Annotated in this window: 13 protein-coding genes; 8 read left to right on the top strand and 5 right to left on the bottom strand. The window is 43.1% G+C overall.

Annotated elements, in window-relative coordinates; translation table 11 throughout:
• Positions 1 to 10: 10 nt before the first annotated feature.
• The 4 genes from rplT to thrS all read right to left on the bottom strand — a co-directional run bounded on the left by rplT (position 11) and on the right by thrS (position 3,298).
• A complete protein-coding gene (gene rplT / locus NO992_RS05085; RefSeq protein WP_010376973.1) occupies positions 11 to 370 on the bottom strand; it encodes a 50S ribosomal protein L20 in 360 nt (119 codons plus the stop codon).
• 15 nt (positions 371 to 385) lie between these two features.
• Positions 386 to 586 carry a 50S ribosomal protein L35 gene (gene rpmI / locus NO992_RS05090; protein WP_010604868.1) on the bottom strand — a complete coding sequence of 67 codons (201 nt, stop codon included), beginning with the start codon at positions 584 to 586 and terminating at the stop codon, positions 386 to 388.
• A 181-nt stretch (positions 587 to 767) separates the two neighbouring features.
• Complete coding sequence (infC, locus tag NO992_RS05095) at positions 768 to 1,331, bottom strand: translation initiation factor IF-3 (RefSeq protein ID WP_017217300.1); 564 nt, start codon at positions 1,329 to 1,331, stop codon at positions 768 to 770.
• Between the two features lie 56 nt (positions 1,332 to 1,387).
• Positions 1,388 to 3,298 carry a threonine--tRNA ligase gene (gene thrS / locus NO992_RS05100; protein ID WP_045962455.1) on the bottom strand — a complete coding sequence of 637 codons (1,911 nt, stop codon included), beginning with the start codon at positions 3,296 to 3,298 and terminating at the stop codon, positions 1,388 to 1,390.
• Between the two features lie 229 nt (positions 3,299 to 3,527).
• Here thrS and NO992_RS05105 point away from each other — a divergent pair, with 229 nt between their 5' ends.
• The 4 genes from NO992_RS05105 to NO992_RS05120 all read left to right on the top strand — a co-directional run bounded on the left by NO992_RS05105 (position 3,528) and on the right by NO992_RS05120 (position 8,301).
• The gene (locus NO992_RS05105; RefSeq protein ID WP_010604870.1) at positions 3,528 to 4,520 is read left to right on the top strand and encodes an endonuclease/exonuclease/phosphatase family protein; all 993 of its coding nucleotides are present in this window, start codon (positions 3,528 to 3,530) and stop codon (positions 4,518 to 4,520) included.
• 34 nt (positions 4,521 to 4,554) lie between these two features.
• A complete protein-coding gene (locus NO992_RS05110) occupies positions 4,555 to 5,001 on the top strand; it encodes a DUF3010 family protein (RefSeq protein ID WP_010376968.1) in 447 nt (148 codons plus the stop codon).
• 178 nt (positions 5,002 to 5,179) lie between these two features.
• Positions 5,180 to 6,367 carry a hypothetical protein gene (locus tag NO992_RS05115; protein WP_253106823.1) on the top strand — a complete coding sequence of 396 codons (1,188 nt, stop codon included), beginning with the start codon at positions 5,180 to 5,182 and terminating at the stop codon, positions 6,365 to 6,367.
• An 89-nt stretch (positions 6,368 to 6,456) separates the two neighbouring features.
• A complete protein-coding gene (locus tag NO992_RS05120; RefSeq protein ID WP_371374914.1) occupies positions 6,457 to 8,301 on the top strand; it encodes an ABC transporter ATP-binding protein in 1,845 nt (614 codons plus the stop codon).
• On the opposite strand, the gene NO992_RS05125 is transcribed toward NO992_RS05120, so the two are convergent.
• The gene (locus NO992_RS05125) at positions 8,285 to 8,887 is read right to left on the bottom strand and encodes a TetR/AcrR family transcriptional regulator (protein WP_017217296.1); all 603 of its coding nucleotides are present in this window, start codon (positions 8,885 to 8,887) and stop codon (positions 8,285 to 8,287) included. The genes NO992_RS05120 and NO992_RS05125 overlap by 17 nt on opposite strands.
• 418 nt (positions 8,888 to 9,305) lie before the next feature.
• On the opposite strand from NO992_RS05125, the gene NO992_RS05130 reads away from it, so the two are divergent.
• The 4 genes from NO992_RS05130 to NO992_RS05145 all read left to right on the top strand — a co-directional run bounded on the left by NO992_RS05130 (position 9,306) and on the right by NO992_RS05145 (position 17,760).
• Positions 9,306 to 10,478, top strand: a complete 1,173-nt coding sequence (locus NO992_RS05130; protein ID WP_193521762.1) for an efflux RND transporter periplasmic adaptor subunit — start codon at positions 9,306 to 9,308, stop codon at positions 10,476 to 10,478.
• A gap of 4 nt (positions 10,479 to 10,482) precedes the next feature.
• Positions 10,483 to 13,656, top strand: a complete 3,174-nt coding sequence (locus tag NO992_RS05135; RefSeq protein ID WP_010604876.1) for an efflux RND transporter permease subunit — start codon at positions 10,483 to 10,485, stop codon at positions 13,654 to 13,656.
• Between the two features lie 228 nt (positions 13,657 to 13,884).
• Positions 13,885 to 15,594, top strand: a complete 1,710-nt coding sequence (locus NO992_RS05140) for an AMP-binding protein (RefSeq protein WP_305776107.1) — start codon at positions 13,885 to 13,887, stop codon at positions 15,592 to 15,594.
• 234 nt (positions 15,595 to 15,828) lie between these two features.
• Positions 15,829 to 17,760, top strand: coding sequence for a S41 family peptidase (locus NO992_RS05145; RefSeq protein WP_017217292.1), 1,932 nt, complete (start codon positions 15,829 to 15,831; stop codon positions 17,758 to 17,760).
• Positions 17,761 to 17,831: the final 71 nt, after the last annotated feature.

Here is a 17,831-nt window from a genome sequence, read left to right on the forward strand (position 1 = left end):
GTTCCGCTTATTAAGCAGCTAGACCATCTTTTGCTTTAGCAACTAGTGCTGCGAAAGCTACTTGGTCGTATACTGCGATATCAGCTAGGATCTTACGATCGATTTCAATCGATGACTTTTTAAGGCCATTGATGAAACGGCTGTAAGAAAGACCATTTTGACGTGCAGCTGCGTTGATACGAGCAATCCATAGTTGACGGAAAGTACGTTTCTTAGCACGACGGTCACGGTAAGCATATTGACCAGCTTTAGTTACCGCTTGGAAAGCTACGCGGTAAACGCGTGAACGCGCTCCATAGTAACCTTTAGCTTGCTTTAATACTTTTTTGTGACGTGCACGTGCAACTACGCCGCGTTTAACTCTTGCCATTTCTGATATCCTCTATTAAGCGAATGGTAACATACGATCGATTAGGCCTAGGTCATTCTTATGAACCATAGACTTAGCACGAAGGTGTAATTTACGCTTTGAAGATTTCTTAGTCAGAATGTGACGAAGATGCGACTGTTTACGCTTGTAACCGCCAGAAGCAGTCTTTTTGAAGCGCTTAGCAGCACCTCTGTGTGATTTTAGCTTATAAGCCATTTGCAATAACTCCGAATGATATTGCTTTAACACAATGTAAGTAGGCGGAGATAAACTCACTTGTAGGCCTAGCTTACTACCTAAAACCGGTGAAGGATCAATACCTTACTTTAAAACCGGATAACGCAGGTGGCGTTAGCACTTGAGACCTGCGTTAAATTCGATGCGTATTATGCCGAGATTAAGACTTTTTAGCAATAGGCGCCATCATCATTATCATCTGACGACCTTCTACTTTTTTCGGGAAAGACTCAACTGATGCGATATCTTCCAATTCAGTCTTGATACGTTCTAGTAGATCAATACCAATCTCTTGGTGCGCCATTTCACGACCACGGAAGCGAATTGTGACTTTAGCTTTGTCGCCACCCTCAAGAAACTTGCGAAGGCTACGTAGCTTGACTTGGTAATCACCAACATCTGTACCAGGACGGAATTTAACTTCCTTAACCTGAATTTGCTTTTGCTTTTTCTTTTGTTCTTTTTGGATTTTTGCTTTTTCAAAAAGGAACTTACCGTAGTCCATCACTTTACAAACCGGTGGTTCAGCGTTTGGACTGATCTCAACTAGATCTAGACCTGCTTCATCCGCCATGTTTTGTGCGTCTCTTGTTGAGACAATGCCAGCTTGCTCGCCTTCAGCGTCAATTAAGCGAACCTCTTTCGCTGTAATCTCTTCGTTAATACGATTTTTCTGAGCGTTATTTTGCCCTTTTTTGCCGCCTCTAATGGTACGTTCCTCCAAAAAATTCAAAAGTAAATGCGTGCACCAGAAAAAGTAAAGTACACGCAAGTTTATATTTATAGTCGATTTTTAATCTCTTCGCTAACTTTAACGATGAAATCATCAATCGATAATTTACCTAAATCTTCACCAGTACGGGTTCTTACTGCAACTTCTTGTTGCTCGACTTCTTTGTCACCCACCACTAGTAAATAAGGTATACGTTTTAAAGTATGCTCGCGGATTTTAAAACCAATCTTCTCATTTCTCAAGTCAGCACAAGCTCTTATTCCAAGTTTATTCAACTTTTGTACAACTTCGTGGACATAATCCGCTTGTTTATCCGTGATATTCATGATCACAACTTGTTTCGGCGCAAGCCAAGTTGGGAACTGACCAGCATATTCTTCCGTTAGAATTCCAATAAAGCGCTCTAATGAACCCAGAATTGCGCGGTGGATCATAACTGGTGTTTTACGCTCGTTACTTTCCGCAACATAAGTTGCACCTAAACGACCTGGTAGTGCGAAGTCTAATTGCACTGTACCACATTGCCACGCACGCTCTAAACAGTCATACAGCGTGAATTCGATCTTAGGACCATAAAACGCCCCTTCACCCGGCAGATATTCAAACTCGATGTCGTTAACTTTTAACGCTTCAGCCAATGCAGCTTCCGCTTTATCCCACATTTCGTCTTCACCAATGCGCTTTTCTGGACGAGTCGAAAGTTTTACAACAATCTTTTCAAAGCCAAATGTCGAGTATGTGTCATATACCATTTTGATACAGGCAGATACTTCATCCATGATTTGCTCTTCTGTACAGAAGATATGCGCATCATCTTGAGTAAAGCCACGAACGCGCATCAAGCCATGTAGTGCGCCTGATGGTTCATTACGGTGACAACAACCAAACTCAGCCATACGTAATGGTAAGTCACGGTATGACTTTAGCCCTTGGTTAAAGATCTGCACATGACCTGGGCAGTTCATCGGCTTAATAGCATACTCACGTTTCTCTGACTCAGTCGTGAACATCGCATCTGAATACTTGTCCCAGTGACCTGATTTTTCCCACAAGCCACGGTCCATCATCAACGGACCTTTTACTTCTTCGTACTGATATTCGCGTAGTTTCTCACGAACAAAATCTTCAAGCTCACGATAAATGCTCCAGCCATCATTATGCCAGAAAACCATGCCTGGCGCTTCTTCTTGCCAATGCCACAGGTCGAGTGCTTTACCAATTTTACGGTGATCACGCTTTTCAGCTTCTTCTAAACGCTTAAGATACGCCTTTAGCTGCTTCTTGTCAGCCCAAGCTGTACCATAAATACGCTGTAACATCTTGTTTTCTGAATTACCGCGCCAATACGCGCCCGCCACTTTCATAATCTTGAAGTGGTGACAGAATTTCATATTTGGTACGTGCGGACCACGACACATGTCAACATATTCTTCGTGGTGATATAAACCTGGACGGTCATCTTTCGCGATATTCTCGTCTAGGATTTCCATCTTATAGGTTTCACCGCGTGCTGCAAATGCATCGCGCGCTTCTTGCCAGCTCACCTTTTTCTTTACTACGTCGTAGTCGGTTTTTGCCAACTCCAACATGCGCTTTTCAATCGCTTCAAGGTCTTCTTGAGTAAGCGAATGCTCTAGGTCAACATCGTAATAGAAACCGTTGTCGATGGTAGGACCAATCGCCATCTTAGCTTCTGGGAATAATTGTTTTACAGCGTGACCAATCAAGTGCGCACACGAGTGACGAATAATCTCAAGACCGTCGTCGTCTTTTGCGGTGATGATTTCAAGCGCTGAGTCATTTTCGATGAGGTCACAAGCATCAACACGAACGCCATTTACACGGCCAGCAATCGTTGCTTTCGCAAGGCCAGGACCGATGTCTTGAGCGACTTCTAGAGTAGTGACAGGGTTTTCAAAAATACGCTGACTGCCGTCAGGGAGAGTAATAACTGGCATGATAAATCCTATTTACAGTGGTGACACCTACAATGCATCACATGTATGTAATTAATTTTAAAGTGTGCCTATCAACGCTTTTACGAATAAGCATTGTCTTGCGCGAATTATCGCGGCTCATCCGAGGACTTTCGAATAAGAATCACTATTCTCGCGTGTTACTTGGCTAAGTGCAAGCCTAGAGCTAAAATTAATCTATTAATTTACAAAAACTATTTTGGGATTATTCGTGGCCAAAAAGCGTTATCGGTTTGCAACCTTTAATCTACTAAATTTTGCAGCGCCGCCTTATTCTTTTTATCAACTGCATGAGCACTATAATGAAACACAGTGGCAAACCAAAACTCAGTTTATCACGGGACTTATTCAGCATATAAACCCCGATGTCATTGTGTTTCAAGAAGTCTTCTCACCCGATAGCTTACAGATGCTGTGCGAAGACTTGGGTCTTGTTCACTTTGCCACAGTCGATGCGCCTAGTCCTGATCACGTATACCCATCGGTATTGTTTAAACCCGTGGTCGCTATTGCATCAAAACTACCATTTAAATCCTTTGCGCCGTTAGAGCCCTGCCCCGAGTTACTTGAATACCTTAATAATCAACATCAATTTAAATTCAATCGCACCCCAATAAAATGTAAGTTCGACATTCCAGGCTTCGGGTTACTCGCGTGTTATGCCGTGCACTTTAAGTCTCAACGCGTGCATTCAATGGCCCACATGCTGGGAGATTCCAATCAAGACGACCCGCTACTTACATTACTTCACGAAACCGTAGGTACGATGCAGTCACAGATCTCACGTTCACTCGAAGCTTCTATCATTTATTACGATGCATTAAAAACACAAAGAGAGAAACAGGCTGCAACGTTGGTGATGGGCGACTTTAATGATGCATTGGACAGCCCAGCATTATCTTTTATGACGCAAGCCTTTCCACCCGTCCTTGCTAGTAATGGCTTTGACAGTGTCGGATTGTTCGACAGTTTTCTTTACGCCGACAACAACCATAAAGAAAAGCCAGCCAGTCATTACTATCAAGGTGAAGGTAACGTACTTGATTACATTCTTTGTTCAAAAGAATTCAATCCCAACCGAGAAACGCCCAGAGTGAAGTCGTTACATTACTACAGTTACGATGCTCACCTTGATCCGAAGCGTATGGACGAAGATATTTGCTATTCTGACCATGCAGCGATAGCAATAGAAATAACACTGTGAGATAATTCAATTTTTGCATAATCTGGACACGAAAATGAGAACACTTGGGGTTGAAATTTCAGGCAGCGAAGCTCTGCTTTGTATGCTAACGAAAGAAGATGATGTTTTTGATATCAGAGACATTCGTCAGCGCCGCTTTACGTTAAGTAACCAAGGGACAGAACTTGATGAAATGCGCAAGTTCCAATTCGACTTTGCAAAACTAGTAGAAGATTACGGCGTAGATTCTATCGCCATTCGTCAGCGCCCACACAAAGGTAAATTCGCAGGTAGTGCGGCTGGTTTTAAAATGGAAGCTGCAATCCAGTTAATTTCAGGTGTGGACGTGCAGTTACTATCTAGCACTGAAGTTAAAGAGCAATTAAAAAGAAACCCAATTCCTGTTGACTATGAAGACACTGGGTTGAAAAAGTTTCAAGAGCAAGCTTTCATCAATGCCTATGTTTATATTCTTCGTAAAACATACGGCAAAGAAGAATAATCATATCAAGGGCCAGCAGTTACTTAGCTACTGGCCTTTTTATTTGCTTCCACATTTATCTCCCCTGTAAATAATTCAAATATAAAATACTTGTAAAAAATTTGCTTTTATTTGATTCAGCCCTCCGCGCTTTTATGCTATTAATATAACCGTAATAAACCGCAAGGAGTGGATTTAGGTGTTACCTCAACAATATGGAAAAGCCGTTATTTTTTGCGCATGTTCGCTGATATCCGTACCAGCATTTGCAAATTCAAGCGCTAACCCTGCTTCTTTAATCTTTGGTGTTAACTCAGATAAGCGTGTGTTTGAAAACACACAGTCACTTGAAAGCCAAATTCCAGTCAAAGGGCATTTAGATAGTAGCTCAGCAAACATTCAATATGCAGCAACTTATCATTCTATTGTCGGCAATTATTTTGAAGCGGAAAAACTCACCTCTGGGGTGATCAATCCAGATATGTTGCTAAACGATTATCGGCTAGTTCCTGCGCTAGAAATCATAGAACAAAAGGCTGCTGACACGCGTATCACTATGGTAAACGAGGCGTATCATAATGCTAAACACCGAGCGCTAACGATTGCCCTATTGAAGCCTTTATATGAACAAGGCTATCGCTACCTTGCATTAGAAGCGCTCACTCCACAGGTAAGCGTTGAGCAGCAAATCAATAAACACGGCTATACAACATACGAGCATGGGATCTACACCATGGAAGCGACTTACGCGAGCTTGATATTTGAAGCCAAATCACTTGGCTACGAGATTATTAGTTACGATCACGATTCACAACAAGGTAGAGCCAAAGCCGCAGCTGAACACTTAAAAGAAAAGGTATTTGATAACAATCGTGATGCAAAACTACTCGTTCATCTAGGATTTTCTCAACTAGATGAGCAAAACCAACTGGCGAGTGAACTCAAACAAACATTGACAATTAATCCACTCACCGTTGATCAGGTTCGCTTATCTGAGGTTCAATCAGTGAGTGGCAATACTCCTTTGCTGCTTGCACGAGTAGCAAGCCAATCTCAGCACTACTCTTCAGATCCGCAACGATTTGATCTTTCTGTAACTTGGCCCAGAACCACGATAATCAATAATAGGCCAAGCTGGCTCTCCTCAACGTTTGATCTACAACAACAATCACTCGGTGTATGTAAAGAGGTTTTTCCATGCTATTTAGAACTGTCATTTTTTGTCGATGAAGGTAAAAAACTAGTCCCAATCGACAAAATTATAGTAGAAAAGCCACATGATCAGGTCTATTTAAAGCACTATTCTACGCCACTGACTTTGAGTAGTTATAATGCTGTCACTGGTGAGCTCATTACACAAAAACAACTCAACCAAAAACAGCTATAATTATTCGTGCAAATTGAGCACCAATCTGTGACTCGCGCATTTCATACTATCAAGGTAGACTAGCTGCTGAACAAATTTAGGGATCATCCATGTATCGAGTATTTGAACGCTTTACCAAACCGTTTCCCGAGCAAGAAGTTGGCCAGCCACCACAAGGTTTGTTGGCTTTCTGTCGCTTCTATACTAAGGGAATGGAATTACCCTTATTATTTATGTCGCTAAGTGCTGCAATCCTCGCAATTTTGGAAGTAACATTATTTGGCTTTATGGGTGATTTAGTTGACTGGCTCTCCACTTACACACCGCAAACTCTATTTGAAGCCAAACAAGCCGAGCTAATTAGAATGTCTGTGATCACGTTAGTGGCGCTGCCACTATTAGTCTTTTTTCACAGCGCCATTTTACATCAGAGTTTATTGGGTAATTACCCAATGGCTATTCGTTGGCAGGCACACCGCTACTTGCTAAAGCAGTCTATGACATTCTATCAAGACGAGTTTGCTGGACGAATTGCAACTAAAGTGATGCAAACCGCCCTAGCCGTGCGAGAATCAGTCATGAAGTTACTCGATGTGCTGGTTTATATTTTAGTGTACTTCACCGCAATGCTCGCGCTTGTCGCAAGCAGTGATATACGTTTGATGATCCCGCTGGTTGTCTGGCTTGGCTGCTATATCTGTTTTCAATTCTATTTCGTTCCTAAACTAAAACGTGTTTCTAGTGAGCAGGCTGACGCACGCTCAGAAATGACAGGGAGGATCGTTGATAGTTACACCAATATTTCAACTGTAAAGCTTTTCTCTTACACTAAACGAGAAGAAGAATATGCCAAAGACAGCATGGATGTGTTTATTCAACCTGTATATAAGCAAATGCGCCTAGCAACTAGCTTAAACGTTAGCATTCAAGCCCTAAATTATCTTTTGGTATTTTCCGTCGCAGCACTTTCAATCTACTTATGGTCTTTTAATGCGATAACCGCTGGTGCAATCGCAATTACTGTGGGATTAGCCTTACGCTTAAATGGTATGGCACAGTGGATAATGTGGGAAATTAGCGGCCTATTCGAAAATATTGGTACAGTTGCAGACGGCATGAATACGCTCTCAAGACCGCTTGATATTGTTGATCAACAAACAGCGCCGCAGTTAGATTTTAAAGCCGGAAAAATCGACTTTTGTAACACTACCTTCGCTTATAAGCGTAAGGATGCAGCGAGACAACATAACGTCATCGACAACCTGAACCTACATATCAAACCCGGCGAGAAAATTGGTGTGGTTGGTCGCTCAGGTGCAGGTAAGTCGACTTTAGTAAACTTACTATTGAGATTCTACGATACTGACGGCGGTAGCATCGAAATTGATGGCCAAAATATTGCTAAGGTAAAACAGGAAAGCTTACGACGTCATATCGCCATGGTGACGCAAGATACTTCTTTGCTCCATCGCAGCGTACGCGACAATATCCTTTATGGTCGCCCTGATGCATCAGAGGAAGAATTAATAGCCGCAACAAAAGAAGCGCAGGCTTATGATTTTATCCAAGACTTAGAAGACAGCCACGGAAATACCGGCTTTGACGCACAAGTCGGTGAACGTGGTGTGAAACTATCAGGTGGCCAACGCCAACGTATCGCCATTGCTCGTGTATTACTAAAAAATGCGCCAATTTTAATTTTAGACGAAGCCACTTCTGCTTTGGATTCTGAGGTTGAGCAAGCCATCCAAGAGAGCTTAGATGCACTGATGGAAGGTAAAACCGTTATTGCAATTGCCCATAGATTATCCACAATTGCACAAATGGACAGATTAATCGTAATGGATAAAGGTCGGATAGTAGAAGAAGGAAGCCATCAATCCTTGCTAGCCTTAGGTGGTATTTACGCCAAACTTTGGTCGCATCAAACCGGTGGATTTATTGGGGTTGAGTAACGCCGTTACAAAATAGCGCGACCGCCTTTTCAACTAATATATCAAGCTCTGCTTCTGGAAGCGGAGCTTGCCATTTTATCGCGCGTTCCCAATAGCCTAGCTTTTTCAGTGCGCCCCAAAAGTACGCTGCGGCAAAGTCCGCATCAAAACTACCAAGACACCCTGAATTCGCCGCATCTTCGAACCATTGGATCATCGCGGCTTCACAATGACTAAACTTTTCATTTAGATTCTGTGCTTGCTCAAAGCTACGCATCGATTCAATCATCACAATACGCGACAAACGCATATAATCCTCGTCATTCAACAAAGTCATTGCGCTTTTCGCAAGATGTTGCAATTGCACTGAAAAATCATAGTTTGGGATAAATTGTATCGCAGTTATCGGCTTTATCCGCTCAATTAACAGCTCAACAACGGCATCAAAGAGCTCGTCTTTGGTCGAGTAATGTTTGTATAACGTGCGCTTTGATACTTCCGCTGATTGACTGATCGACTCCATCGTCGTCGCCTGCAAGCCTTTTTGAGCGAACTCTTCTATCGCTGCACATAAAATTGACTGCTGTTTTGGTGAAAGTTGCGTCATTTACTTATTCTGTCTTTAATTAATAGTGGGAAAAGCGAGCCTTTGATAGCTGCTACTCACATGGTCAGTTGTATACCAAGAACCACCTCTCTATACAGAGATAAGCCTTCTTTGTAATAAATCAACATTCCCTTTATTTTAATCAATAAAGTCGTTAATAAAAAGTACACATGATCGTATACCTAAATTGAAGAAAAGTACACGCAACCGTTTACCTTTTATTTCTTTAAGTATACACTACCGTTTACTTGTTTAATTGTCGAACAAATAGCCTTTACTTTGGTGTGGTTAAGGTATGAAATGAAGTCACTTGTCTGATTGCATCCAGTCGAGTGTGCGTTATTAAAGGCAAATTGCAAGGTAGTTCCCCGCTAAAGTGGGGGCAGCATACAATGATAATATAGGAATTGGAGTGTTCATGTATCCAGCATCAATACGCAGTCGTGTTAAACACCTATCTTTTTTAATGCTCACGTTAGGCACTTTGTCAGCGTGTTCAGAAGCACCACAGCAAGGGGGCCACGCAATGCCGCCTGCGCAAGTGAGTGTACAACAAGTTACTACTCAATCAGTGCCATTCGATATCGAACTTCCAGCGACCCTCGCGGGTGATAAGGAAGTAGAAATTCGCTCTCGAGTTTCTGGGATAATCGAATCTCGCAACTTTGAGGAAGGTCAGTTTGTAAAAGCTGGTCATTCACTATTCACCATCGAACTTAAACCTTTTGAATTAGCGGTAGACAAAGCGCAGGCAGCACTTCAGGCAGCAAAAGCAAATGTTGATCAAACTAAGCGCGAGAGCGAAAGGCTTGAGCGTTTGAAGAATGAGCGTTCGGTATCAAAGCGCGACTTTGATAACTCAGTATCGGCCTACGATATTGCAGTTGCGAATTTAGAATCTGCAAAAGTCGCATTGAGTGAAGCTAAGCTAGACCTTGAATACGCCAAAGTTGAAGCGCCAGTTTCTGGTATCGTGGGTCGTGAGCTAATGTCAGAAGGCAGTTATGTTTCCGGTCCGAGTGTACTATTAACTGAACTTACTGACATCAGCACTATTCGTGCTCGCTTCGGCTTTTCAGAGCGTGAGCAGCTAACAATGCGCCAAGATGTAGAAAATGGCTCATTGTCATTACCAGCTCATAATGAATTTGATACCACGATTATTCTGCAAGACGGTTCACTCTATGGACAAGCCGGTAAAGTAAACTTTAGCGACGTTCGGGTAAATCGCTTTACGGGTACCAGTGAGTTACAAGCTCGTATTCCTAATGAAAACGGCGAGTTAAGACCGGGTCAATTTGTGCGAGTTAAGCTCTCTGGTGCGGTACGCAATAACGCTATTGTGCTTCCGCAAAGAGCGGTACTAGACAATGGTACGGGGAAATTTGTGTACATTGCTACCAAAAATGAACAAGGTGCAACCGTAGCCCTACCTGCGCCGGTCAAAGTTGGTGAATGGGTCAAGCTTAATAATGAAAATATGTGGGTTATTCGCGAAGGCTTAAAAGAAGGTCAACCTGTCATCGTTGAAGGTATGGCGAGGATCTTCTTCCCTGGTATGCCAGTATCTGTGAGCGAGCAAGGAGAATAATCTGATGTTCTCCAAATATTTCATAAACAGGCCTATTTTTGCCTTTGTTATCTCTATCGTGATAGTGCTTGCCGGGCTTGCTGCAATGCGTAGTTTGCCTGTCGCACAGTATCCCGAAATTGCACCACCTCAAGTTGAGGTGCGTGCAGTATATCCTGGTGCATCAGCGGATGTACTAGAACAAACCGTAGCAACTCCTATCGAAAACGCGATTACCGGTGTTGAAGGCATGATGTACATGACATCAACCAGTACCAACTCCGGTGTAACGACTATTGCAGTAACTTTTGAGATTGGAACGGATGTTGATCAAGCCGCGGTAGATGTTAACAACCGTGTTAAGCAAGTCGAGGCTCGTCTCCCTGAAGAAACTAGACGCCAAGGCGTGGTAGTTCAAAAGACATCTTCTAACTTCTTACAAGTACACGCATTCTATTCGCCAGATGGTACTCGAGAAAGTCTCTGGACATCTAACTACGTCACCATGAATATCCTTGACCGCGTCAAACGTATTCCTGGTACGACTAACGTGCAGATCTTCGGTGCTAAAGACTATGCCATGCGTATTTGGTTGCGCCCGGACATTATGAGTCAACTGCAAGTCACAGCAGACGATATAGCGGGAGCAATTAGAGAGCAAAACTCTCAGTATGCAGCGGGTAGTATCGGTGCAACACCGACTTCTCAAGACGCGCAATCGCTAGTTTATAGTGTCACCGCGAAAGGACGTTTATCGACGGCTGAAGAGTTCGAAAATATCATCGTTCGTGCAAACCCTGATGGCTCAACACTGCGCCTTAAGGATGTTGCTCGCGTAGAGCTTGGTTCTAAAGACTATAACTTCCAAGGTACTATTAACGGTAAGGAAGCGGTATTACTCGGTGTATTCTTGCAACCGGGCGCGAATGCGCTTGACGTGGCTAAAGCAGTAGAGGCTGAAATTGAACAGATCAAACCTCAGTTCCCTACAGGTCTCGCTCACGTTAACTCTTACGACACCACACGCTTTGTAGAAGTCTCAATTCGAGAAGTGTTAAAAACGCTTGGTGAAGCAATGATCTTGGTATTCTTAGTGGTTTACCTGTTCTTGCAAAACTGGCGTGCAACGCTAATTCCAACGCTTGCAGTTCCGGTCTCGTTACTTGGTACATTTGCAGGTCTCTATATGCTCGGTTACTCGATTAACACGCTTACGCTGTTCGGCATGGTGTTATCGATTGGTATCGTGGTAGATGACGCCATTGTAGTACTTGAGAATGTCGAGCGTATTATGCATGAGCAAGGCTTGCAGGCTAGAGAAGCAGCGGTTAAAGCGATGCAGGAAGTAAGCGGCCCCGTAGTCGCGATTGTATTGGTATTGTGTTCGGTGTTTGTACCTATCGCTTTCCTGGGTGGGTTAACAGGCGAACTATTCCGCCAATTTGCGATCACAATCTCCATCTCTGTAAGTTTATCCGGTGTGGTTGCACTGACGATGACGCCTGCACTTTGTGTATTGCTGCTTAAGCACGAACACAAACAGGATGCCAAGTTTTTCTTGTGGTTCAATGACTGGTTCCATCGTGTAACCGGACGCTATGTTGGTGCGGTTAGCTTTATGGTTCGCCGTGGTTTTGTAGGCCTAACATTGATGGTAGCGATGATTGGTGCGACAGTATTCCTGTGGCAAAAAACACCAAGCTCTTTGGTACCAGACGAAGACCAAGGTTACTACATGATTGCTGTGTTCTTGCCTGATGGATCTTCATTAGAGCGCACCGCTAAAGTGGCTGATGAAGTAATCGCTGCTGCGAAGTCAAACCCAGCTAACGAAAACGTCGTGGCGTTTACGGGGATGGACTTCATCGGTGGTGGCTTCAAAAATAGTGCGGCGACTATGTTCGTGACGCAAACACATTGGGATGAACGCGATGTGTCGGCGAAGGAACTTGTTGGTGAGCTATTTATGAAAACCGCGCATATTAACGAAGCATTAGTGCTGGCGTTTAACCCACCGCCAATTTTCGGCTTGGGTACAACAGGCGGATTTGAAGTCTTCTTGCAAAATAAAGGCGGCTCTGATCCCGCTAAATTGAAGCAAGGCATGCAGATGATCATGGCCGAGGCGCAGAAGAGCCCTATTCTTACAGGCATTCAAACGCTATGGCGTCCTGATGCTCCGCAGCTAAAGGTGCATATGGATCGTGAACAAGCGCGTGCCATGGGGGTTAATATCAATTCTGCGTTTAACGCACTTGCAGCCAATTTAGGTAATTACTACGTCAACGACTTCAATAAGTTTGGTCGTGCATGGCAGGTGATTATGTCCGCAGAAGCCGAGTTTAGAATGACACCGGAAGATGTTGGCCGCATTTATGTGAAAAACAATCGTGGCGAAATGGTACCAATTTCTGCATTTACGGATGTTGAGTATAGTCGCGGTCCGGAAACCATGAATCGTTACAATAACTTATCTGCAGTTAAGTTAATGGGCGAAGCAGCACCTGGCTACAGCTCAGGTCAAGCTATCGCGGAATTTGAGCGTATCGCCAACAAAGTGCTACCACCAGATATGACTTACGAGTGGACGGGTTCCGCGTTCCAAGAAAAGCAAAACTCTGGCACAACCGGTATTGCACTCGGTATGGCCGTGATCATGGTATTTTTGATCCTCGCAGCACTTTATGAGCGCTGGTCATTGCCATTCTCGGTTATGTTAGCGCTACCGTTTGGTACTTTTGGTGCGTTGGTCTCAATCTGGATTGCAGGGCTGACCAACGACGTTTACTTCCAAATCGGTTTGGTTACCCTACTTGGCCTTGCCAGTAAAAATGCCATCCTTATTGTCGAGTACGCGTTAATGAAGTATCAAGAAGGATGGAGTCCAGCAACCGCAGCCCTTGAAGCGGCAAGACTGCGTTTTAGACCTATTATCATGACTTCACTTGCTTTCATACTTGGCGTAGTTCCACTGGTGATGAGTTCTGGAGCAGGCGCAGGAGCAAGACACAGTGTCGGTACTGGTGTAATGGGTGGTATGCTCTCGGCTACCTTCCTCGCAGTATTCTTCTTGCCGCTGTTCTTCTATTGGCTAATGGCAAGACGGATGTCAGAGAAGCGTTCTAAGCAAGAACTTTCAGATGAAATCGCGAAGCATCATAAAGATGAGCATGTCGATACAGATGAAGGATTAGCTTAATAACAATCCCTTAAGTTAAACCACAAAACGCCTGAACTTTCAGGCGTTTTTTATATGTTTGATAAAGCTACTACCGCCTTTCTACTATCTTGCCATCACACTCTTTATCACTATCCATTAGTCGTAATTTCATGCTTTTCGTCCAATTGCACTTGATTTTGTCGACAATTAGGTTATCACTGATAAAGCATAATGATAAAAACTAGAGATCAACAGCAAGGACAAGATATGACAACAGAGAGCCAATTAATAAATGCAAGTACACTTACAAAGAGTTACTTCAAAGGCCCCCAAGTAGCACCGCTGACTCAACTCACCATAGGGCAATATCTAGAAGATATTGTCGACAATTATCCAGAAAGAGAAGCCATTGTTGTCTCTCATCAATCAGTTCGATTAAATTATCGTGAGTATCTGGCAAAAATAAATCAACTTGCTGCAAGTCTTTTAGCTGTAGGCATACAACCAGGGGATAGAGTTGGGATTTGGTCTCCAAACAATCTTGAATGGAGTCTAGTGCAATTCGCAACCGCTAAAATTGGTGCAATTATGGTTTGCATTAACCCCGCCTATCGCCCAAGTGAGCTTGAATACGTGCTAAACAACGTTGAGTGTAAGATGTTAGTTATGGCGAAGTCTTTTAAACATAGCCATTACGTCGACATGATAAGAGAGCTGGCACCAGAATCCTATGACTGTATGTTTGGCGAATTATCTTCACAGCGCCTTCCCTCACTCAAACAGATTGTGCTTATCGACGAGGATATTGAACCAGGTCTAATGAATTTCAGCACCTTGTTATCTAAAGCTAATGATGCGCACTATCTTGAGGCAAATGCGATTGCAGCCAACCTCAATGCCTGTGATGCTATCAATATTCAATTTACTTCAGGTACTACTGGCAACCCAAAAGGCGCCACCCTCACCCACAGTAATATCCTCAATAATGGATTGCTCGTCGCCAATGCCATGAAGCTCACAGAGCAAGATAAGCTTTGTATTCCTGTGCCGCTTTATCATTGTTTTGGCATGGTGCTCGGTAATCTCGTTTGTATCAGTAAAGGGGCGTGCGCTGTATTCCCTAACGATAGCTTTGATCCACTTATCACTTTACAAGTTGTTGAACGAGAAAAATGCACCGGGCTTCATGGTGTACCGACAATGTTTATCGCACAATTAGAACACTCAGACTTTACGCAGTTTGATTTATCTTCGCTGCGCACTGGGGTGATGGCAGGTTCCACCTGCCCAGAAAAGGTCATGCGCCAAGTACAAACCCAAATGCATATGACCGATGTACTCATTGGTTACGGGCAAACCGAGTGCAGCCCAATCAACAATATTACCGAGATCGATTCGCCTGTAGAAAAACGCGTGCAGACTGTTGGTCGCGCGATGCCACATACCGAGGTCAAAATTATTGACGAGCTAGGACATATTGCCCCAATTGGTACGCCTGGTGAAGTATGTGCCAGAGGATATTGTGTAATGAAAGGCTATTGGCAAGACCCAGAAAAAACGGCGGCGACCATAGATGACGACGGCTGGCTACACTCTGGTGATTTAGGGGTAATGGACGACGAAGGTTTCGTTAGCATCGTCGGCCGCATAAAAGACATGATCATTCGCGGTGGCGAGAATATTTACCCCAGAGAAATTGAGGAGGTACTTTATCATCATGATGATATTCAGGATGCCGCTGTATTTGGGATCAAAGACGAAAAGTATGGTGAGGAAGTGTGTGTTTGGGTTCAACTTAAGCCCGGACACTATATTTCGGAAGAAGATATTCGTGTATTTTTAAAAGATAAACTCGCCTATTTCAAAGTACCAAAATACATCAAATTGGTTGACGCCTATCCGATGACGGTAACGGGTAAGCTACAAAAGTTTAAAATGAGAGATCAAATGGAGCAAGAGTTACATCAAACAGCGTAATTTGCGTTCGACATCTTTGTTGCCACGCAAAAGGGTTTTGCGTGGCAAATCAAATAATCCTCTAAAGCACAATCCTGCCAATAATCTCTTTAGTTAGCCTGCAACGAGTAAGAAGTTCGGTTTAATCAACACACATAAAAGCAATAAATTATTATCATTTTGTTTAACACCTATCGACTTTTGTACCCAAAAGATATAAAACAGTTTTGTTTCCATATACAGGACAATAACAATATGTTTAAATTATCAACAGTTGCCAGTCTTTTGGCATTAAGCTTTACATCGGGTGCTATGGCACAAATATCCTATCTTGAAGACACACGCGACCAAATTAGTATTCAAGATTATAGTTATGAACAAAAAGCGCTTGTAGCTGAGCAAGCGAAGCTATTGCTTGACGGTTTATACGTCAATAAATACGCAAAAAACCTGTACTACGGACTTTCTCCGGCCGGACACTTAGATCCAGTAGTTGCAGTAGACGACTTAATCAATAACATGGGAAATCTAAGTTCTTCTCAATTTCATCAGCAGCTGCAAAAGATCTTCTTATCTCAGCGAGATTTTCATTTGGACTATAACTACCCGGCACCAATGAAAAACTTTGTTTCTTTTGTGCCAGTTCATTTTGCACAAACCGTTAATGCAGATGGCAGCAAGGAAGTACGCGTAAACCGCATCTGGCAAAACTACACCGTACTTGCACCAGATACATCAACGGTTTCTTTAGGCGATAAAGTCATTGCATACAACGGCCAAGCAGTGACTGATGTGGTAAACAACACACTATTCCAAGGCGGTGGGGCTAACCCAGATGGCGGGTTTGTTGGTGCATTAAACAACTTAACTATCAAATCACATAATAAACAGATGCCGCCACAAAATGACGCGCTAACGCTTACTTTGGAATCTTACGAAACGGGCGAAATATATAGCGTTAACTTGCCTTGGTTGGTTTATAACGGAAATCCGAGCACACAAGCGAATACAGAAGATAATACAGCGCAGTTTACGAAAAGTATTAACTATGAATTTGCTACATTTAAAGAGTTAGAAGCGGCAGCTCAAGATAGTGCTTTTGCCCTAGCAGCCAATGCCACAGCTGAGCCGACGGTGACATGGAATAAAGTACAAGTAGACGGCGAGTCAGTCGGCTATATTAAGATTGCCTCTTTTTCACCAAAAAATGGAACTAATGCTGCCCTTGTTGCCATCATAGATATCTTAGATAACCAGTTGAGTGACACGAAAGCACTTATTATTGATGTTAGAAGCAACCCTGGCGGTAATATTCTATACAACGACTATTTACTACAACTGTTTACACCAAAACGTGTTACTCCATCTCATGTACGTTTTATAAACACACCTGAGAACCATCATATTCTAAATAATTCGCTGTTCGGTACTTACCTCAGTGATAATTGGCACCAAGTATTGGCTGACGTACAAGGTACTAATGAACAATACTCTGCTGCAACCTCATTCATGACAAAAGATGCAGCAAACCAGATTGGTCAGGCATACTATGGTAACGTGGGGGTTTGGGCTAACGCTAACACCTACTCTGCAGGTGATATGTTCACATGTGGTATGCAAGATAACGGTATTGCTACCGTATTTGGACAGCACGAACGTACTGGTGCAGGTGGCGCAAACGTAATTGAGCATGGTTTATTTGTACAGTACGTGGGTGCACCATATCAAGCGCTACCTTATGATCAAAGTATGCGGGTGTCTTGGCGTCAGTCAGTACGTCAAGGTCATCACATCAATGCGCTCATTGAGGATTACGGCTGTGTTGCCAATGAAGTTGTCAGTTATAACGTTGAAGACATATTCGATGGTGATGCTCAAGATTTCAATACGATCGCTCGTAAGTTACTCGCAAAACCCACGGCGCGCGCTACGGTAGCATTTAATTCAGATAGATTTGCGTCGGTTGCTGAGACTAACGGCGTGTATAATTTTGATGTAACCAATACAGAGTACGTAGACGTGTACATTGATGGTACTAAAGTAAAACGTATATCTGCATTTGCGTATGGTACCCGAGCTAAAACGATTAGCTACACATTACCAAGTAACGTAACGACAGGTACAGTGCAGTTTGTTGGGTTAGATAGTGGTAAAACACGTTTATGGAATTCAACGAGGTTTTTCTAAAACTTTAGCTACGATTAATTTCTAAATATGCAGCGGATTAAACCGCTGCATTTCAACCGCCTACATATTTC

The sequence above is a fragment of the Pseudoalteromonas sp. DY56-GL79 genome (assembly GCF_041414765.1).
In the GTDB taxonomy this organism is placed as follows: Bacteria; Pseudomonadota; Gammaproteobacteria; order Enterobacterales; family Alteromonadaceae; genus Pseudoalteromonas; species Pseudoalteromonas piscicida.